Source organism: Amycolatopsis rubida, assembly GCF_900115345.1.
In the GTDB taxonomy this organism is placed as follows: Bacteria; Actinomycetota; Actinomycetes; order Mycobacteriales; family Pseudonocardiaceae; genus Amycolatopsis; species Amycolatopsis rubida.
Genome location: NZ_FOWC01000001.1, coordinates 587872 through 605444 on the forward strand (window position 1 = coordinate 587872; position 17573 = coordinate 605444).

Annotated in this window: 21 protein-coding genes; 11 read left to right on the top strand and 10 right to left on the bottom strand. The window is 68.6% G+C overall.

What is annotated here, in order from left to right; translation table 11 throughout:
• The first annotated feature begins 81 nt into the window (after positions 1–81).
• The gene (locus tag BM362_RS02880; RefSeq protein ID WP_067583871.1) at positions 82–660 is read left to right on the top strand and encodes a helix-turn-helix domain-containing protein; all 579 of its coding nucleotides are present in this window, start codon (positions 82–84) and stop codon (positions 658–660) included.
• Here the strand turns inward: BM362_RS02880 and BM362_RS02885 are convergent.
• Positions 657–1202 carry a TetR/AcrR family transcriptional regulator gene (locus BM362_RS02885; RefSeq protein ID WP_067583868.1) on the bottom strand — a complete coding sequence of 182 codons (546 nt, stop codon included), beginning with the start codon at positions 1200–1202 and terminating at the stop codon, positions 657–659. The two genes, BM362_RS02880 and BM362_RS02885, sit on opposite strands and share 4 nt — an antisense overlap.
• 195 nt (positions 1203–1397) lie before the next feature.
• On the opposite strand from BM362_RS02885, the gene BM362_RS02890 reads away from it, so the two are divergent.
• Positions 1398–2150 (top strand): nuclear transport factor 2 family protein, encoded by a 753-nt coding sequence (locus BM362_RS02890; protein WP_244287026.1) that lies wholly within the window; start codon positions 1398–1400, stop codon positions 2148–2150.
• 4 nt (positions 2151–2154) lie between these two features.
• Here BM362_RS02890 and BM362_RS02895 read toward each other — a convergent pair whose 3' ends face one another.
• From BM362_RS02895 to BM362_RS02905, 3 genes are all read right to left on the bottom strand, one after another.
• The gene (locus BM362_RS02895) at positions 2155–2940 is read right to left on the bottom strand and encodes a metal-dependent hydrolase (RefSeq protein ID WP_067584081.1); all 786 of its coding nucleotides are present in this window, start codon (positions 2938–2940) and stop codon (positions 2155–2157) included.
• 160 nt (positions 2941–3100) lie between these two features.
• Positions 3101–3454: an STAS domain-containing protein gene (locus BM362_RS02900; RefSeq protein ID WP_009086015.1), complete on the bottom strand. Its 354-nt coding sequence runs from the start codon at positions 3452–3454 to the stop codon at positions 3101–3103.
• A 219-nt stretch (positions 3455–3673) separates the two neighbouring features.
• On the bottom strand, positions 3674–3979 hold the full coding sequence (locus BM362_RS02905) for a WhiB family transcriptional regulator (protein WP_009086013.1): 306 nt from the start codon (positions 3977–3979) through the stop codon (positions 3674–3676).
• A 149-nt stretch (positions 3980–4128) separates the two neighbouring features.
• Here BM362_RS02905 and BM362_RS02910 point away from each other — a divergent pair, with 149 nt between their 5' ends.
• From BM362_RS02910 to BM362_RS02920, 3 genes are all read left to right on the top strand, one after another.
• Entirely contained in the window at positions 4129–4545 is a 417-nt protein-coding gene (locus BM362_RS02910) for an ATP-binding protein (protein ID WP_067583860.1), read from the top strand.
• Entirely contained in the window at positions 4542–5318 is a 777-nt protein-coding gene (locus BM362_RS02915) for a SigB/SigF/SigG family RNA polymerase sigma factor (RefSeq protein ID WP_067583858.1), read from the top strand. Before BM362_RS02910 ends, BM362_RS02915 begins: the two co-directional genes overlap by 4 nt.
• A gap of 64 nt (positions 5319–5382) precedes the next feature.
• Positions 5383–5802: an ATP-binding protein gene (locus BM362_RS02920; RefSeq protein ID WP_067583855.1), complete on the top strand. Its 420-nt coding sequence runs from the start codon at positions 5383–5385 to the stop codon at positions 5800–5802.
• On the opposite strand, the gene BM362_RS02925 is transcribed toward BM362_RS02920, so the two are convergent.
• Positions 5748–6272: a hypothetical protein gene (locus BM362_RS02925; protein ID WP_067583853.1), complete on the bottom strand. Its 525-nt coding sequence runs from the start codon at positions 6270–6272 to the stop codon at positions 5748–5750. The two genes, BM362_RS02920 and BM362_RS02925, sit on opposite strands and share 55 nt — an antisense overlap.
• Before the next feature lie 123 nt (positions 6273–6395).
• Here BM362_RS02925 and BM362_RS02930 point away from each other — a divergent pair, with 123 nt between their 5' ends.
• Positions 6396–7397 carry a helix-turn-helix transcriptional regulator gene (locus BM362_RS02930; protein WP_067583852.1) on the top strand — a complete coding sequence of 334 codons (1002 nt, stop codon included), beginning with the start codon at positions 6396–6398 and terminating at the stop codon, positions 7395–7397.
• A 29-nt stretch (positions 7398–7426) separates the two neighbouring features.
• On the opposite strand, the gene BM362_RS02935 is transcribed toward BM362_RS02930, so the two are convergent.
• Both BM362_RS02935 and BM362_RS02945 read right to left on the bottom strand, forming a co-directional pair.
• Entirely contained in the window at positions 7427–10984 is a 3558-nt protein-coding gene (locus BM362_RS02935) for a S8 family peptidase (protein WP_244287027.1), read from the bottom strand.
• A 468-nt stretch (positions 10985–11452) separates the two neighbouring features.
• A complete protein-coding gene (locus BM362_RS02945; protein WP_067583850.1) occupies positions 11453–12106 on the bottom strand; it encodes an HNH endonuclease family protein in 654 nt (217 codons plus the stop codon).
• Between the two features lie 242 nt (positions 12107–12348).
• On the opposite strand from BM362_RS02945, the gene BM362_RS02950 reads away from it, so the two are divergent.
• From BM362_RS02950 to BM362_RS02970, 5 genes are all read left to right on the top strand, one after another.
• Entirely contained in the window at positions 12349–13386 is a 1038-nt protein-coding gene (locus BM362_RS02950; RefSeq protein WP_067583848.1) for a tetratricopeptide repeat protein, read from the top strand.
• Between the two features lie 72 nt (positions 13387–13458).
• Positions 13459–14349: a hypothetical protein gene (locus tag BM362_RS02955; protein WP_232791715.1), complete on the top strand. Its 891-nt coding sequence runs from the start codon at positions 13459–13461 to the stop codon at positions 14347–14349.
• A gap of 10 nt (positions 14350–14359) precedes the next feature.
• A complete protein-coding gene (locus tag BM362_RS02960) occupies positions 14360–14725 on the top strand; it encodes a VOC family protein (protein ID WP_067583843.1) in 366 nt (121 codons plus the stop codon).
• A gap of 19 nt (positions 14726–14744) precedes the next feature.
• Positions 14745–15281 carry a helix-turn-helix domain-containing protein gene (locus BM362_RS02965; protein ID WP_067583840.1) on the top strand — a complete coding sequence of 179 codons (537 nt, stop codon included), beginning with the start codon at positions 14745–14747 and terminating at the stop codon, positions 15279–15281.
• A gap of 58 nt (positions 15282–15339) precedes the next feature.
• Positions 15340–16119, top strand: a complete 780-nt coding sequence (locus BM362_RS02970; protein ID WP_067584078.1) for a class II aldolase/adducin family protein — start codon at positions 15340–15342, stop codon at positions 16117–16119.
• A gap of 6 nt (positions 16120–16125) precedes the next feature.
• Here the strand turns inward: BM362_RS02970 and ppk2 are convergent, their stop codons facing one another.
• Genes ppk2 through BM362_RS02985 form a run of 3 tightly spaced genes read right to left on the bottom strand, consistent with a single transcriptional unit; the run spans position 16126 to position 17569 of the window.
• Positions 16126–17016, bottom strand: coding sequence for a polyphosphate kinase 2 (gene ppk2 / locus BM362_RS02975; RefSeq protein WP_093572127.1), 891 nt, complete (start codon positions 17014–17016; stop codon positions 16126–16128).
• Between the two features lie 39 nt (positions 17017–17055).
• Positions 17056–17280 (bottom strand): hypothetical protein, encoded by a 225-nt coding sequence (locus BM362_RS02980; RefSeq protein ID WP_067583834.1) that lies wholly within the window; start codon positions 17278–17280, stop codon positions 17056–17058.
• Between the two features lie 58 nt (positions 17281–17338).
• Positions 17339–17569, bottom strand: coding sequence for a hypothetical protein (locus BM362_RS02985; RefSeq protein ID WP_067583831.1), 231 nt, complete (start codon positions 17567–17569; stop codon positions 17339–17341).
• Between the last annotated feature and the right edge of the window lie 4 nt (positions 17570–17573).

The following is a 17573-nucleotide window of genomic DNA, read 5'->3' on the forward strand; positions in this document are numbered from 1 at the left end:
TCCGCGACCAGGATCGGAAGCCACCACCGGAAGCGGCAAGAAACGTTGCCGTTTCCGGGACGCATTGGTTGACTGCGCCGCATGAGCGACCACCCCACCGTCGACAGCGTGCTCGAACAGATCGCGCCCCGGCTGCGGCAGGCGCGGGACAACCAGGGCGTCAGCCTGGCCGACCTCGCACGAGCCACCGGCATCTCGACGAGCACGTTGTCCCGGCTGGAATCCGGGCAGCGCAAGCCGAGCCTCGAACTGCTGTTGCCGATCACCGCGGCGCTGGGCGTACCGTTCGACGAGATCGTCGCCGCGCCTCGGATCGTCGACCCGCGCGTGCCCCAGCAACCGGCCAAGAAGGACGGGCGCGTGCTGATCGCGTTGTCCCGGCACCAGGGCGAAATCCGCGCCTACAAACAACTCATCCCGGCGCACGACGAAGAGCCCCACCTGCGTACCCACGACGGACACGAATGGCTCTACGTTCTCCGCGGACGCCTACGCGTACGCCTGAGCGAGCACGACTTCATCATGGGACACGGCGAAGCGGCCGAGTTCGACTGCCACATCCCGCATTGGTTCGGTGCCGCGGGCAAGGGCGACGTCGAAATCCTCAGCCTCTTCAGCAAGTCCGGCGAACGCATCCACCTGCGCACCGGCCGCCGCTAGACCTTGCGCAGACCGTCCAGCAGTACGCGCACCAGGTGTCGACTGTCCGGCGTAAAGCGCTCCACCGCGAGCGCGCCGACGATGAGCGCGCGAAGGTCTTCGCCGTCGATGTCCGTGCGTACAGCGCCTGCGGCTTGCGCGCGTTCCAGAAGCGCAGTGAGGTTCACGCGAAACCGCTCCGCTGCTTCGGCCTTGTACGCAGAACCGCTTGTCTCACCGAGCGCTTCGCAGATCGCACGGTTACGCGACGCCTGCTCGATGACGCGCGTGAAGTAGTCGTAGAACGCTTCGCCTGGCTCGTCGGAGTCGATCAACTCCTGTGCCTCGACGCCGTACTGCTCCAGCCGCTCCACGACGACGGCCTGGAACAGTGCTTCCTTGCTGGGGAAGTGCCGGTAGACAGTGCCCGCGCCTACGCCAGCCAATCGCGCGATGTCGTCGAGGGGCACCGAGAGCCCGTCGACGGCGAACGCTGCTTCGGCGGCAGCCAGCACACGGGCGCGGTTCCGGCGCGCGTCCGCGCGGAGCGCAGGCTTCTCCACCGGCTATCTCCTCTGATCTCAAAGTGGTGCGGTCGTCCGATTCTTCCTTGGAACGATCTCCGCCGCTTCTGACCGTGTCTCAGATCTCCAGGCCGTCGTTGACAACCGGAGTTGATACTCCGTATCTTCGGAAGCGGGTGCCCCGTTCCGATTATCCGCTGGTCTTCCCTCATGAGGTTTCTGATGCCCCGCACCGTGTCCGAAGTAGCTGAGATCGTCGCGAACGCGCTGAGCGCCTTCGACGCCGCGTCGCTCGCCGATGTTCTCGCCGAGGACGCCGTCTACGAAATCCCGTTCACCGGCCACCGCTCGACCGGCCGGGACGCCGTACTGGCCACGCTCGGCGCGGGCAGCACCGTCGCGACCCGGATCGGCCTGGAGAAAGTCGAGGTCACGACCACGGAAACCGCGGCCGGGTTCGCTGTCGAGCTCGTCGCCGAGGGCCGCAACCCGCACACCGGGCACAGCTACCGGCTCCCGTCGTCCGCCGGACTGCTGACCGTGCGGAACGGCGAGGTCACCCGGTACCGCGACTACCCGAACACCGGCGCGGCAACCGCACTGCGCGGGACGAAGGAGGTCTTCCAGCGCTTCCTCGACGCGGCCGTCGACAACCGCTGGGACGATCTCGCCGACCTGTACTCCGACGACGTCGTGGTCGAAATCCCGTTCGCCCCGGCCGGAGTGCCGAAGGTGACGCGTGACCGGGAGGAGCTGCGCAAACGCTTTCACCAGGCCGGGGAGCGCCGCCGGATCACCAAGGCGGACCGGGTCGTGGTGCACGAGACCAGCGATCCGGAAGTGCTGGTAGCCGAATACGACCTGCACGGGGAGTACGAAGGCAAGCCGTACGTGTCGACATACGTGATGGTGCTGACGGTGCGCGAGGGGCGGATCGCGCACTCCCGCGACTACTCCGGGGCACCGGTGTTTTCCGAGCCGGAATGAGCCGCTACTGAGTCGCGGTCTGCGAAGCCGGGGGCGCGAACAGGTGCTCCACCGTCGCCACCGTCCAGTCCCACACCCCCGGCACCAGCAAGATCCCCACCAGCACGAACACCGGGAACACCAGCCGCGCCTCCACCTTCTTCCCGGTGTGCAGCCGCAGCGGCTTCGGCGGGCGGAGTTCGTACCAGGTCTCCCCCGCGATCGGCAGCGGGAACAGGAACGGGCAGCCCGACTCGGTCAGCGAATCGCCGAGGCAGTGCACGAAACAGCCGGCGGCGACAGCGACGCCGAGCCAGCCGGAGATGTCCGCCAGCTGGGCTACTCGGTCGTCCGGCGCGGTGAAGTACCACCAGACCACCGCGCCGCCATACGGCAGCAGCAGCCAGTCGCCCAGTGCCGCGACCGCGAGCAGCAAGCCGAACAGCAGCACGCCCAGCACGGCCCAAGCCCCACCGGCGGTACAGCCGGCGGAGGTAGCCGCGCCGAGGGCGACGGCGAACAAGAGGGTGTGGGAGAGGTGCCGGTGCGTGCCGGTCACCTTCTCGTCGCGTGGGCCCTTCGTCAGGGCGTATACAGCCGCGGACACCCGGCGCAGCAGCCACGACAGCGCCCCGGTCAGCCAGCCGAACAGGCGGGTCGCGCTGGCGCTGGGATGGTCCAGGTCCGGCAGCAGCGCGAATCCGGCCGTGGTGGCCGCGAAGACCACCGCCTGGTGCACCGAGCCGACGCCGACCGCGGGCGCGAGGGCGAGCCCCGCGCACCAGCCGGTCAGGGCGTGCGTGCGCCCCATCATGATGGTTATCCCCCAGGTCGCGGACCAGGTTACTAATCCGGCCACAAGCAGGCCGACCCCGCACGGCACGTAACCGTTGCTACGAAGCCATTAGGCCGTGACTGTGGTCGGATCAGTAACGATCGGCACAGTCAGTCCGCGCGACCGTATCGGGAGATCAGGCCGGAGGTTCCTCCGACACGCTCAGGTGTTCGGCCACGCCGGTGAGCTCGATCACCCGGCTGACCGCCGGGCTCGGCACGACCTCGAGTTCGACGTCCTGCTCCCCGGCCTGCCGCTGGGCGTGCAGGACGACGTTCAGCGCCGATGAGTCGAAGAAGGTCACCCCGGTGAGGTCGGCCACCACGCGACGGGAATTCTTGTCCGCGATCAATCCGGCAAGAGCTTCCTGCAGCTGCGGGCTGGTGAGCAGATCGAGCTCACCCGTGACCACCACCCTCGGCTCGGCGGCCGCGGTGTCCAGCGTGATGCCGAATCCGGGCGGAGTGGCGTTCTGGTCGGCTGCGGGCATGCAGTTTCTCCTCGTCAGGCGCTGCTCCTGCGCCGGTACGCGCCTGTAGTCTCAAGCGGCAACCGTGTCACGGTCCCAAGCATCTGGAGACTCAACCCTAACCCAGTGGGTGACTGAGTCCGCGTCGGCACACGGCTACGCCTTGGCGCGCGGGCGACGGCGGACACACAGCACCCCGCGCACCGCAGGTGGGCGCGCGGGTCGCGGGGGCCAGTCAGCTCAGGCGGACACTGTCTTGCGCTTCGCGCGCCGTTCGCGCATGAACAGCTCGCGGCGCTCGATCTCGCCGAGCCCGCCCCAGATCCCGTACGGCTCTTCGACGGTCATCGCGTGCTTGCGGCACTGGGCCAGCACCGGGCAGGTGTGGCAGATCGCCTTGGCACGGGACTCGCGGCGCTCGCGCGCGGAGCCTCGCTCATTGTCGGTATGAAAGAACAGGCTGCTGTCCGCGCCGCGGCACGAGCCTTGAAGCTGCCACTCCCACTCCTCGGCCACCACGTTCGGCAGTCGGCTCACGTCAGCCATGTCGTCCCCACCTTTCCCGGGATCAGCGCTCGACCGCTACATGCCCGCCGGTCGCGGCGGTCAAACCCGGGTTTGGTTTGCTCACCCCCCGGGCATGTGGCAGATCGGGCACGAAAGACTGGCGTGGGACGCCGGAGAGAGGACAGCACGTGGAGGAGAACGCCCCGCTTGAGCGCGAGGACGCACAGCTCATCGAGGTGCGGACGGCGGCTATCCCGCACGTGGTGCCCACCCTGCGCACCATCGTGGCCGACATCGCCATGCGCCAGGACTTCGACCTGGACGCGGTGGAGGACCTGCGGATGGCCGTGGACGAGGCCTGTTCGATGCTGCTGCCCTCGGCCGCCGACGGCAAACTGACCTGTGTGTTCTCCTGGCTGGAAGGCCGGATCGAGGTCACGGTGTCGGTCGTCTCCGACCGCGCCGAGCACGGCGACGAGACCGGCCTGTCCTGGCAGCTGCTGACCGCGCTCGCTACCTCCGCGCGACGCACCGTGACCCCGGCCAACGGCCGGTATCTCTCCCGGGTGCAACTGGTCCGGGAGAGTGAGGCGGCCAGCTCGTGACGATCCCCGCCGGCGGCGACAAGCCCACCGACGTGGCAGCACTGTTCCACGAGCTCACGCAGCTGCCCGAGCACGCGCCCCGCCGCGACGAGATCCGGGACCGGCTGGTGCGCGAGCATCTCGAACTGGCACGCAACCTCGCCCGGAAGTTCCGCAACCGCGACGAGGCGATGGACGACCTCGTGCAGATCGCGACCGTCGGCCTGATCCACGCGGTGGACCGTTACGACCCCACACAGGGCACGGACTTCCTGGCCTTCGCGGTGCCGACGATCTCCGGCGAACTGCGCCACCACTTCCGGGACAACAGCTGGTCGGTCCGGGTGCCGAGGCGGCTCAAGGAACTCAACGCCACGATCTCGGCCGCCCGCGAAGAACTGACCGTGCGGCTCTCGCGCGCGCCGAAGCCCAGTGAGATCGCGCGTCATCTCGGCGTGCCGATCGAGGACGTCTACGAGGGCCTGCGGGCCGGTCAAGGCCGTTACGGAGCCTCGCTGGACAACCTGCTGGAGAACTCCGCGCACACGCGCTTCGGCGCGCCGGACGCGAACCTCGGCCAGGCGGAACTGCGCGAGGCGCTGCGGCCGATGCTGGACAGTTTGCCCGAGCGCGAGCGCAAGATCGTGGCGTTGCGTTTCGGGTCCGGGATGAGCCAGTCAGACATCGCGCGCCGCGTCGGGGTTTCCCAGATGCAGGTGTCGCGGCTGCTCGCGGCGACGCTGAAAAAACTCCGGACCGGACTGGCCGAGACTGACATCACCGAGGGCACCTGATTCGCCTTCGGCCGAGTTGGGTAAACACCACATGCGAGCACAGCGGCCGGGAGGTGCAGAAGCCATGACGACGTCGAGGATGCCGACCAGGAGCACCGGGGCGACTGCCGCCACCGTGCTGCTGGAGCTTCCGGACGACGTCACCGCGCCCGCCATCGCGCGGGCCCAGGTTCGCGCCGCGCTCGCGCAGCTCGACGTTCCCGCCCAGCTGCGCGACGACGTGCTGCTGGCGACCTCCGAGCTGGTCACGAACGCCTTCGAGCACGGCGACCGGCCGGACCGGCTGGAACTGCGGCTGGAGAACGGCGAACTGATGGTGCGGGTCTTCGACACGTCTGCCGCCATTCCGCAGCTGAAGGAACCGGTCGCCCCGTCCGCGGCGCGCAGCCGGGGACTTCAGCTGGTGCGCGCGTTGTCCCGCCGCTGGGGTTATGACCCGGCTGAGGGCGGGAAGTGCGTCTGGGCGGCGTTCGCCCTCAGCTGACGACGTCGGCCCACCACGAGCCCGGCCGCGCCGAGCACCCCTGCTCCGACCCCGAGCCAGCCCACGATCATCCGCGGTCGTTCAGCGATCGAGCAGGCTTCCGCTCCGCGCGACTCCGCGGCCAGCTTGCTGTCCGGGGAGTTGAGCGCCGTGCCGCAGCCGATTCGGTAACTTGTACCGGTCCTGGGCGGGTTGCCTTCGCCGAACATATTCGCGGGCAGCAGCAACGCCTGATCGCTTCGGGTGCCGTAGATCGTTCGGACATCGATGGGACGTTCGCCGCGGTCGAGGTAGTAGACAGTCGTCACCGGCAGCACAAAGAAGACGATTCCGGTGACGAAGACCGCCGCGGCCGCGAGCCAGGCCACCAGCGTGAGCCGCTGAGCGGAACTGCGCCGCGGATAAAGCCGGTCAACGAACTCCTGATCGCGCGGGTCGGGGGAGGCCGGGGGAACCGGGCCGTCAGCCATCGTCGTACCTCCTGATCGAGTTGCCGAGGCGGCAGCGTAGTTCGGTGTGTCCGGGCCGCGTCCGAACTGGCATTGTTCCGCTCTATCCCGTTCGCCGCATTGCGGCTGCCTTACGCTCGCCGGATGCTGGACGCAATCGGGGTGACTGGGGACGAGGAGCGGGTCTACCGGCTCCTCGTGGGGATGTTCGACGCCGGACCGCGTCAGGTGGCCGAGCAGCTGGGGCTGAGCGCGGCAGAGGTGTCGGCGATCCTCCGTTCGCTGCACGCCAAGGGGCTGGTCAGCCTGGTCGCCGGGGACGAGCCGAGGTACGCGCCGTCGCCGCCGGACGTCGCGTTCGGGCCGTTGCTGATGCGCGGGCAGGAATCCCTGGAATGGGCGCGCACCGCGGTCAGCCGGATGGCCGAGGAGTACCGCGGCGGTGCGCGGCGCCGCGACGCGACCCAGCTGGTCGAGGTGATCACCGGCAGCGCGGCGATCCGGCAGCAGCTGACGAACATCCAGGTCGGCGCCCGGCACGAGTTGCTGTGGTTCTGCCGGGCCGGGCACATCGCGATGGCGTCGGGCGAGAACGCCGACGAGTACGACGCGCTCGCTCGCGGCGTGCGGTACCGGGTCGTCTACGAGCGGGCGATGCTGGAAGAGCCCGGAATGATCGAGAACGTCGCGCACGGGATCCGGCACGGCGAGGAGGCACGGTCCTCGACCGTGGTTCCGGTGCGGCTGGCGATCGCCGACGGCACCATCGCGTTGTGCCCGCTGGTGCAGAATCTCGACGGCTCCGGCGAACCGACCGCCGCGTTGATCCGCGAGAGCAGTCTGCTGGCCGCGCTGATCGCGTTGTTCGAAAGCTATTGGGAACGCGCGTGGCCGCTTCGTGCGGACGGGACTCCGCAGGACGCTGCCGGCGGCGCCGGTCCGGACCGGGACGAGTTGCACCTGTTGTCGTTGCTGGTCGCGGGGGTCACCGACAAGGCGATCGCGACGCGGCTCGCGGTGAGCCAGCGGACCGTGCAGCGGCGGATCCACGACCTGATGTCCCGGATGAACGTGCAGACCCGGATGCAGCTGGCGTGGGAGGTCAGCAGGCAGGGCTGGCTCGACGAGCCCGCGGCAGCCGGATAGCCGCGAGGGGCTATCCGGCTGCCTCTTTCTCAGGAGAGCCCGTAGGCGCGGAGCACCGTCTGCCGCACCGCGTTCCCGTCACCGTCGGAGCCGTGCACGCGCAACGCGACGAATCCGTTGGTCCGGTCCAGCCGCGGCTGGTCGACCACGGCGCGGAAGCGGCCGCCGCCGAGGCTGTCCATCCGCCTGACGTTCGTCCACGTGCGACCGTCGTCATAGGACACTTCGACGGTCAGCTGCGGATTCTTCGGCGCGGCCATGCCGTCCTGGTTGCGGACGGTGAACTCGACCGGCAGCGAACGCCCGGCGCGCGCCTTCTGCGTCAGATCGGTCTGCACACCGTAATCCACCTGCAGCAACGGAAGCAGGTCCGTTGCGCCTTCGGCGGGCCGCTTCGACCCGAAGGTCCACGACGTTTCGGTGTGCGTGCCGTAGGCCCAGTCCGGCGTGGACTTGGTCAGCGACAGGTCGAGCCGGTACTTCGCCGGGTCCGCCGAAGCGGGGAACTTGCCCCACGCCGCCGGGCCTTCCTTGACGAGTTTTCCGTCCTGATAAAGCTTCGCGCTCACCTGATCCGGCTCCTCGCCGATCCCCGACTCGGAAAACGCGTAGTGCGAGGTTTCCGGATCGGCGAACTCCGGGATGCGGAAGGCGAAAGTGTCGCCGGTGCGCGAGGTTTCCAGTCCGGCTCCGCGCGGGATCGCCGGGCGGACCACTGGGGCGTACCAGTTCTCCGTCGCCCGCTGTCCCGGGCTGAGCGTGTGCGGCTGGTCGAGCATGCCGACCGCCAGCGGCTGGAAAGTGTCCCAGCTGAGCTTGTTGTTCACTCGGTGCTGCCAGATCGTTTCGTCGGTCGAAACGATTTCCTCGCGAGCCGTTCCGGTGTGCGCGTACCGCTGGTACTGGTTGATCGCGGTCTTTTCCCACGGCCGCCAGCCGAACCGCTGCTCGGAAAGCCACTCGTCCTTGCCGGTCGCGTGGTAATTCGCGGTGACCGTCGCACTGTTGCGTTCGCTGACCTGGTAGACGATCTTCTGCGGAATCTGGTCGTGTGTCACCTGCATGATGTCGTACAGGTACGGACTCACCGGCGTGCCCTGGAGGAACATGCTGGTGAAACCGAATCTGGCGCGGTCGGCCAGGTTCATGCCCTGTTCGTTCGTGATCCGCACGGTGGGAATCGGCAGGCGATTGCCGCGCGGCTGCCAGTGTGCGTACGTGTGCTCGCCGGGAAGGCTGACAACCATCGCCATCGCGGCGCCCGCGGCGGCCGCCTGCTTGGCCGCGGTATCCGGATTGGTGCCGTCCTTCGCGGGGGTCACCAGTGCGATTTTCCCGCGCGCCTTGGCGAACTGCTCCGGTTTGCCGCCGTCGACCGGAACGACGCCGAGCCACTTGAACCCGGAAATCGCCGGAGAAGACGCGTAGTAGAACAGCTCGGTCTTGACGGCGACCCACGGCAACGTGGTCGCGGTCAGCATCGGCGCGGTGAGCTGCCACCGGGTGCCGAATTCGAAGGTTCCGTTCTTGACCTTCTGCGTCGGCGTCACGTAGATGTGCCGGACGCCGGGGAATTCCATGACGTAGTTCGAGATCTTGCGCGAGCCGAATTCGCGGTGCGCGTAGCTGCTGATGATGTTTTCCAGCGTCGACGGCCGCGGTGTCTTGATCTCCACCGGCACCGCGCTCCGCGCGTCCATCACCAGGTTCAGGTCCTTGGTGATGGTGAACTCGGGCTTGAGCACGATCGCGAGTTCCTCGTCCGGAGCCAGGCCGGTGTGGAACATCGCGCGGGCGTAGTAGGTGCCCTCCGGAAGCTCGGTGACGAACGGATGGTCGCTGACGACGTCCCGGACGATGTCGTAGCGCATGTCGTCGCCGAAGATCTGGAGGTCCATCGGGTGCGCCTTGCCGTCGCGGCCGATGCCGGTGACGGTCACCTTGTGCTTCGGCGGTTCCTTCACCAGACCGACCGTCGTGTGCACCGCGCCGACGAGAACGCTGCCGGTGTAGTTGCCGGGCACCAGCGCGGCCGAGTCGACGGTGATCGCCATCGTCGCGGTCCCGCTGGCCGGAACCTCCACAGTGGACTTTTCGAGCTTCACCGCGTCGCCTGGCGTGGCACCGTCACCGCGGCGCAGGTCGAGCTTCGGGGTGATGGTGATCGGCGCGGAAGTCGTGTTGGTGTAAGTGATTTCCTTGCGCACCGGTCCGCTGTCGTTGGTGACCGGGCCGAGGTTCAGCGTACCGGTCGCGAAGACCCCGGGACGCACCGCCGCGGCCGCGACGGCCACCCGTCCGCCGCCCTGCTGGAACGCGTTGAGTCCCGCGGAGGGCTTCGACGTACTGGCCAAACCATCCTTGAGCTGCTGAGCCGTCCATTGTGGATACCGCTGCGCCAGAATCGCCGCCGCACCAGCGACATGCGGCGTCGCCATCGACGTGCCGGACGCCGCGGTGTAGTACTGATCCACTACTTCACCGAGCGAGGTGCCAGCCGCGCGCGCCGCGACAATTCCCACGCCAGGCGCGGTGATGTCCGGCTTCACGGCCTGGTCGCCTTGGCGCGGGCCCATGCTGGAGAACGGGGCCAGCTCATCCTTGCGGTCAACCGCGCCGACGGTCAGCGCGGAGTCCGCGGTACCAGGCGTGCCGATGGTCGACGCGCCATCCTGGCCGTCGTTGCCCGCGGCGACCACGAACAGCGCGCCGGTGCGGGCGGTGAGTTCGTTGAGGCCGGCGCTGAGATCGTCGGTGCCGTCGGTCGCGCCGCCGCCAAGGCTCATGTTGATCACCTTGGCACCGGACGTCGCGGCCCACTCCATCCCTTGCAGGACTTCGGAAGCCGAGGCCGTGCCGTCGTCGCCGAGCACCTTGCCGACGTACAGCTTCGCGCCGGGAGCCGCGCCCTTGCGCGTGCCGCCCGCGGCCGCGCCGCTGCCCGCGATGGTCGCCGCGACGTGCGTGCCGTGGCCGAACCGGTCGACGACGTCCGGGCTGGTGGAGAAGTTGGCCGACTTGGCGACCTTGCCCGCGAGGTCCGGGTGGTTGGGGTCGTAGCCGGTGTCGAGCACGGCCACCGCGACGCCGGATCCGTCGAATCCGGCCGCCCACGCCTCCGGCGCCCCGATCTGCGGGACACTGCGGTCGAGCGACGCGTGCACCTTGCGGTCCAGCGTAATCCGTTCCACCGCACCGGAAGCCGCGTGCGGACCGGTGAAGGACTGCCAGAACTCGCCGGCGCGCTTCTTGTCTTCCCGCACCGCACGGCCGTTCACGCTGGGCAGTTCAGCGCCCAGCGTAGTGGCGGCGAGCGTCGGCGCGGCAGCGATCGAGACGCCCTTCGCGTAGTGCGCGATCATCGGCACCGTCGGGCTCGACTCGTCGGCGTACCCCTGCGCGATCAGGTCGGTGACGTTGAACAGGGCTTTGTCGAGGCGGTGGTCCGCCACGAGCGACACCGCGTCGGCCGGGATGACCTGCAGTTTGCCGTCCACTTCGGATTGGGTGAAGCGGATGTTCTCCCGCCCCTCGCCCGGCCGGACCGTCGCGATCTGCCTGCCGCCTTGGACGCTTTCGACTTGCACGACGTCACCGGTGAGCAAGGTGACCGTGTGCCGCTCACCGGGGCCAGGCGCCGGTGAACCGCTCGCAGGCTCGGCCGCCGCGGGCGCCGCGTGGCCGAGTGCCGCGACCAGTGCGCCCGTGCAGCCGAGAGTGATAGCTCGTGATCTCCACGTCATCGCACAAGATTCGGGGCGAGCCGGGGTTCACGTCACTAGCTCGCGGTGTCGCGGTTGTGACATGTCGCAACTGGGACAGCGCCTGGTTAGCCAGCCACTGTCGCGTAATACGCCATTAGGCGGTCAGCGAGTTCGTCCGGACGGCTCAACAGCGATGGGAACCGGCCATCTCGTCCGCCCCCGAGGCGTTCGCGCGACCCGGCGCAGCAGGTCCGCGGAGAAGAACTGGTCGTCGCGGAAGAGCAGGACCTTCGTCGGCACGTCCGGCAGCCGCGCGCCGACCAGGTGCCAGCCGCCGCCGCTCGTCGTGGCTCAGCAGTGCTTCAGCATGTCCTGCAGCGCGTTCTTCTCCATGTCAGTGATCGTCAGCCCGTAGTAGTGCTTCACCGTGACCCAGTCGGTCGCGTACGTGCACCAGAACGACACCAGCGGCGGCTTCCACTCGTCCGGAGCCTTGTCGCTCTTCTGCCGGTTCACGCTCGCCGTCACCGCGAACAGCTGCGGCCGGGTGAGGTCGTTCGCGAACTGCTCGCGCTTCTCCTGCGTCCAGTCGCGCGCGCCGCTCACCCAGGCCTGGCCGAGCGGGACCATGTGGTCGATGTCGAGCTGGGTCGCCTTGGTCCAGGTCTGACCGTCGTACACGCTGAGCCAGGTGCCTGAGGTCGGCTTGCAGTCGCTGCCCGCCTTGACGTCCTTGCCCGCACGCTTGAGAACGGCCTCGCGGGTGTCGCAGTTGTCGCCCTGGCTGTCCCAGTGCTTGAACTTGTCGCGCGAATAGCCGGTCATGGTGCCGCGCGCGCCGATCTTCAGCTCGGACAGCTGCTTGGTCGCGTCCGCGGCGGACGCCGGCGCTGCCTCGGACTGGGTGTCGCCGACTTCTCGCTGGCCGTACCAAAACCCGACGACAGCGATGAGCAGCACGACCGCGAGCAGCACGGTGCGCTTGGTGGGGAACGGCCGGGCCATGGTGCGCGGGATCCTCTCGGGCGGGGACTTCGGGGAGCCGGAGTATGCCTGTCACCGGGCCGGTAATCGCGCAGACACTCTCGGCAGCGCCCGAGCCGTGGCAAGGACCACGTCGGACCAGTTGTTGCCCGCCAACGAAAAAGCCCAGATCAGCGGGGGTGGATAACGCTCGCGAAGGTGTCACGCACGCGCGTTGCGAAACGATTGACTTCAGTGGGGAGCCGGAAAGGAGCGGGTGCGAGATGCCCGGGCGGCTGCGGAAGTGGAACACCCGCGTCGATGACTACCTGCGCCGGAAAGCGGCGGAGGGCGGCAACGTCGTAGCGATGACGCGGGTCGCTGCTGACCTGCGCGAACGCGGGGATGCGGCGGAGGCCGAGGAGTGGTACCGGCGGGCCGCCTCCGGCGGTGACCGGATCGCCATGACCGCGCTGGCCCACCTGCTGGCCGAACGCGGAGCCGAGGACGAAGCCGCCCGCTGGTATCACGAAGCCGCGCAGGCCGGCGAGCCGCACGGGATGCTCGGATATGCCCGCACCTGCGAAAACCAGGGTCACCTCGGCGACGCCGAGCACTGGTACGCCGCCGCGTTCCAAGCCGGCGCGACGGAGGCGGCCGGACTGCTGGGCCACCTGCTGGTCCAAGACGGCCGGTTCTCCGACGCCGAGGGCTGGTGCCGCGCGGCCGCCGAGGCGGGCGACGCGACAGCGATGCTGGACCTCGGCGCTGTCCTGCGCGAACTCGGTGCACCCGAGGAGATGGCGCACTGGTGGCGAGCCGCGGCGGACGCGGGCGAACTCTCCGCGACCTGTTTGCTGGGCCGGGAAGCGGAACGAGCCCACCGGGAAGGCGACGCCGAGCGATGGTTCCGTCGCGGCGCGAAGGGCGGGCACGTCGAGGCGAAGGTCCGGCTGGGGCTGCTGCTGCATCGCCGGGGCGACCTCGAAGAAGCGGAGAACTGGTACCTCGAAGCCGCCGAGGCGGGCGACGCGGCGGCGATGACCAACCTCGGGGTCCTCGCCCGCAATCGCCGCGACGACGGCGAGGCCGCGGCCTGGTACCGCAAGGCCGCCGAGCACGGCAGCATCCCCGCGCTCACCAACCTGGGACATCTCGCCGAAGCCCGCAGCGACCTGGCACAGGCCGAACGCTGCTTCCGGGTCGCCGCGGAAACCGGCGACGTCCAGGGCATGCTGAGCCTGACCCGGATGCTGCGCGCCCGCGGCGCGACCGCCGAGGCCGACCACTGGCAGGCCCTCGCCGCCGACCGGCCACAGTAGACAGTTTCCCGGGGTTGATCTCCGGGATCATCCCGGATGCCGCCCGCCCCCGGCACGGCTAGCGTCGATCGAGTGTTCCGACGCGTGCTTCTCGCCATCCTCGCCGGTATCGCGGTGTTCCTGGTTCCGTGGACTGTCTACCTCGGGCTGACCCTGCCCGAGCACTTCGACACGAGCCAGTGGCGAGTCGCCTGGGTCGGCTTCGACCTCGTCCTGCTGCTGTGTTTCGCCGCGTCCGTGCTGCTCGGGATGCGCCGCAGCCGCGCCTCGGTGCCGATGCTGGCCGCGACCGCCGCGCTGCTGTGCTGCGACGCCTGGTTCGACGTCGTCCTCGACTGGGGCGGTCCCGACCAGTGGGCCAGCCTCGGCACCGCGCTGCTCGCGGAAGTGCCGATCGCGGTGTTCCTGATGTTGCGAGCGCGCGCTCTGCTCGCCGGCAACGCGCGACCGCGGCCGCTGACCATGCGCGACATCGCCGTGCACACGAACCCGAACTACCAGCGGTTGCTCCGGCTGATGCCCGCCACCTCGGCCGAACTGCGCGCGCACATCCCGTCGATCGACGTCCCGGCCGCGCTGCTGACGCTCACCCACGCCGGATACACGCGCCGCACCCGCGACGGCCGCTGGCACTCCGTCCCGCAGAGCACGAACGAAGCGAAGCCGGAGGATTTCCCGGAGGAGGACCGGCCGAAGCTGGCCGCCTACCTCGACGCGAAGTACGACCGCGAGGTGCGCCTGATGGCCTGGGCCGCTGAACGCCGCGACACCTTCGACGGCTGGACCGCCGGCAGCCGCGCCGGCATCCGGCTGAGTCACAAGGACTTGAAGGAGTTCGAAGCGGAGTACCTGGAACTGGTGCACCGCTACGCCGCTCGCAAACCCGGCCCGTCCGGCGAGGCGCGTGATCTGGCGGTGCGGTTCTACGCTTTCCCGGAACCAAAACCCGCTGAGCTGGCGTAGGTTTCGAGGCATGATCCATCACGTGCAGGTCGCCTGCCCAGCGGGCGCGGAGGACGACGAACGCGCGTTCTACACCGGCGTGCTCGGCTGGAGGGAACTGCCGAAACCGCCGCTGCTGGCAGCTCGCGGCGGCTGCTGGTTCCAGGTGCCCGGCGTCGGCGGCCCGGACGGCGAACTGCACGTCGGCGTCGAGGCGGATTTCCGGCCGGCGCTCAAGGCCCACCCGGCGTTCGTGGTCGACGTGGACACCGTCGCCGCCGCGATCGAAGCCTCCGGACGGCCCGTGACGTGGGCCGATCCCGCGGAAATCCCGGGCAGGCGACGGTTCCACGCCTTCGACCCGGCCGGCAACCGGCTGGAGTTCCTGGAGGGCTGAGCCCGCTTACAGTGTGGGGATGAGCCAGGAGGCGGAAGAAGCCGAGCAGCGGATCACGCGACGATTGCGTGAGCTTCGCCTGGAACGCGGCCTCACCTTGGACAAGGTCGCCGCCGCCGCGGACCTCACGCCGGGCTATCTGTCCCGGGTCGAAAGCGGCCAGCGGGTGCCCAGTCTCGGCACGCTGGTGGTTCTCGCGCGGGCGCTCGACGTCAGCGTCGCCGATCTCGTCGCTTCCGAGGAACGCCGCTCGCCGATCGTCAAGCGCGAGGACGCCGTCACGTACGGCACTCGCGGCGCTTCCATGACCCATCTGTCCCCGCCGTCGTCTGCTCTTGAGGCGACACTGGTGACGCTGCGGGGCAAGTCCGTCCCACCGCGGCCGACCCGGCATCGCGGCGAAGAGTGGCTGCACGTCGTCAGCGGTCAACTCGAACTGACCCTGGCCGGCGAAACCCACCTCCTGGCCGCCGGTGACTCCGCGCAGTTCCCCGGCAGCACCGACCACACCCTGCGCGGCGCGCCGGACGCGGAAGTCCTCGTCGTGATCGCTTGACTCTCATTGTGCCTACGAGGCACCCTGTTTGCCAGACAGGCAATATTGGGAGATGCTGATGACCGACGCCCCGGTAGCCGAACTCGACCTCGACACCCTGCCCGAACACCTGGAGTCCGCCGCCGCCGAACGCGCGCACCGCAAACGCCAGCTCGCCGTCGCCTTCCGGCTGTTCGCCCGGTACGGCTTCGACGAGGGCATCGCCGGGCACCTCACCGCGCGCGACCCGGAATTCCCGAACCGGTTCTGGGTCAACCCGTACGCGGTGCACTTCTCCCGGATCAAAGTCAGCGATCTGCTTCTCCTCGACGAGAACGGAAAAGTGGTCGAGGGAACGCGGCGCACGAACAAGGCCGCCTTCGCCATCCACTCGACCATCCACGAAGCCCGCGAGGACGTCGTCGCCGTCGCGCACGCACACACGATCCACGGCCGCGCCTGGTCGGCGTTGAATCGTGTGCTGGACCCGATTGTCCAGGAATCCTGTGCGTTCTACGAAAATCACGTGCTTTTCGACGAGTACAAGGGCCTGGTCCTGGAACGCGACGAGGGCGTGCGCATCGCCGCCCGGCTCGGTTCGAAACGCGCCGCGATCCTTCGCCACCACGGATTGCTGACCGTCGGCCGAAGCGTCGGCGAGGCGGCGTGGTGGTTCATCACGATGGAACGCGCCTGCCAGATGCAACTCCTCGCCGAAGCCGCCGGCACTCCTCGCGTGATGACCGCCGAAGAAGCCGCGCTCGCCGCCCGGCAATTCGGCAGCGCGAACATGGCGCGCAACAACTTCCGCCTGCTGGAGGACCTGATTGTCGAGCAGGAACCCGACGTGCTGGACTGACGAGGTTCAGTCGCCGACCGCGTCCCGCCCGCGCTTCACGATCAGCGGATCCGGTTCCCCGACTATCTTTTCGTTCTTGCCCGCATACTCGAACCGGGACAGGAAGTAGCGCATCGCGTTGATCCGGGCGCGCTTCTTGTCGTTGCTCTTGATCGTGATCCACGGCGCGAGATCGCTGTCCGTGCGGAGGAACATCGCCTCCTTGGCCGCGGTGTAGTCGTCCCATTTGCCGAGCGACCGCAAATCCATCGGGGACAGTTTCCACTGCCGCACCGGGTCGACCTGCCGGATGATGAACCGGGTGCGCTGCTCGGCCTGGGTCACCGAAAACCAGAACTTCGTGACCGTGATCCCGCTCTCCACCAGCATTTCCTCGAACAGCGGCACCTGGTGCATGAACTGCTCGTACTGCTCGGGCGAGCAAAACCCCATCACCCGCTCAACCCCGGCCCGGTTGTACCAGGACCGGTCGAACAACACCATCTCGCCTGCGGTCGGCAGATGCTGGACGTAACGCTGGAAGTACCACTGGTGCGCTTCCCGGTCGCTGGGCTTGGCGAGCGCGACCGTACGAGCGTGCCGCGGGTTGAGGTGTTCCATGAACCGCTTGATGGTGCCGCCCTTGCCCGCGGCGTCGCGTCCCTCGAAGAGAATGACGTGCCGGCTGCCGGTCTCGCTGATCGAGTTCTGCAGCTTGAGCAGTTCGACCTGCAGCAGATACTTGGTCTCGTCGTACTCCTCGCGCGGCATGCGCTCGTCGTAGGGATAGTTCTCCCGCCAGGTGTCGACGGCCTTGCCGAACGCGTCGATCAACACGGGATCGTCATCGTGATCCTCTCCGACCGAATGCCCGTCGATCTCAAGCCGATCGATGTACTCCCGCACGTCCCGCAACATGCGGCCGACTTTAAGCAGGGCAGGTGAACGGGAGGTGTCTCAGAACTTCCGCAGGTCCTCGTGCGCCGTCTCCGGCCGCGGCATCTGCCAGACCGGCGACCGACGCAACGGCGCGGTGAAGTCCACTCCGCACTCTTCGCCGCTGATGCTGCTGAACCGCGGCCCCGCCGGGGAAAACCCGCTCCCGACCGCGACGAGCTGCGCCTGATCGCGCACGGTGAGCCACGACCCGGCGAAGTGCGGGACTGCCGCGTCAACTGCCACACCTCCGCCCCGGCCCGGCTGCGATCCGGCATCGCGGCGACCGGCTCGACGATGTTCGTCAACTTTCCGAGCGGACCGTCGAGAACCTCGGCGATCCTCCCGACGAGCACCGCCTGGTCGCCCGCGTCTGTCCGGTGCCCCAGCCAGTAAACCCCGACTGCGAGGTGTCCTCGACCGTCGCAATCCATTTCCGGTGCGGCTCCGGCCATTCGATGTCGAAAATCTCGCCTCGCGCCGCGGCAGCTTCCTGCGCGGTGCCGTCGAGCCGTTCGCCACGCAAGGGAGCCATGGCT

Excerpts from the sequence above, each read along its gene's own strand:
- BM362_RS02880 (WP_067583871.1), top strand. The coding sequence starts at position 82 with ATGAGCGACCACCCCACCGTCGACAGCGTGCTCGAACAGATCGCGCCC.
- BM362_RS02895 (WP_067584081.1), bottom strand. The coding sequence starts at position 2,940 with ATGGGGCGCACGCACGCCCTGACCGGCTGGTGCGCGGGGCTCGCCCTC.
- BM362_RS02900 (WP_009086015.1), bottom strand. The coding sequence starts at position 3,454 with ATGCCCGCAGCCGACCAGAACGCCACTCCGCCCGGATTCGGCATCACG.
- BM362_RS02905 (WP_009086013.1), bottom strand. The coding sequence starts at position 3,979 with ATGGCTGACGTGAGCCGACTGCCGAACGTGGTGGCCGAGGAGTGGGAG.
- BM362_RS02920 (WP_067583855.1), top strand. The coding sequence starts at position 5,383 with ATGACGACGTCGAGGATGCCGACCAGGAGCACCGGGGCGACTGCCGCC.
- BM362_RS02925 (WP_067583853.1), bottom strand. The coding sequence starts at position 6,272 with ATGGCTGACGGCCCGGTTCCCCCGGCCTCCCCCGACCCGCGCGATCAG.
- BM362_RS02930 (WP_067583852.1), top strand. The coding sequence starts at position 6,396 with ATGCTGGACGCAATCGGGGTGACTGGGGACGAGGAGCGGGTCTACCGG.
- BM362_RS02945 (WP_067583850.1), bottom strand. The coding sequence starts at position 12,106 with ATGGCCCGGCCGTTCCCCACCAAGCGCACCGTGCTGCTCGCGGTCGTG.
- BM362_RS02950 (WP_067583848.1), top strand. The coding sequence starts at position 12,349 with ATGCCCGGGCGGCTGCGGAAGTGGAACACCCGCGTCGATGACTACCTG.
- BM362_RS02960 (WP_067583843.1), top strand. The coding sequence starts at position 14,360 with ATGATCCATCACGTGCAGGTCGCCTGCCCAGCGGGCGCGGAGGACGAC.
- BM362_RS02965 (WP_067583840.1), top strand. The coding sequence starts at position 14,745 with ATGAGCCAGGAGGCGGAAGAAGCCGAGCAGCGGATCACGCGACGATTG.
- BM362_RS02970 (WP_067584078.1), top strand. The coding sequence starts at position 15,340 with ATGACCGACGCCCCGGTAGCCGAACTCGACCTCGACACCCTGCCCGAA.
- ppk2 (WP_093572127.1), bottom strand. The coding sequence starts at position 17,016 with ATGTTGCGGGACGTGCGGGAGTACATCGATCGGCTTGAGATCGACGGG.
- BM362_RS02985 (WP_067583831.1), bottom strand. The coding sequence starts at position 17,569 with ATGGCTCCCTTGCGTGGCGAACGGCTCGACGGCACCGCGCAGGAAGCT.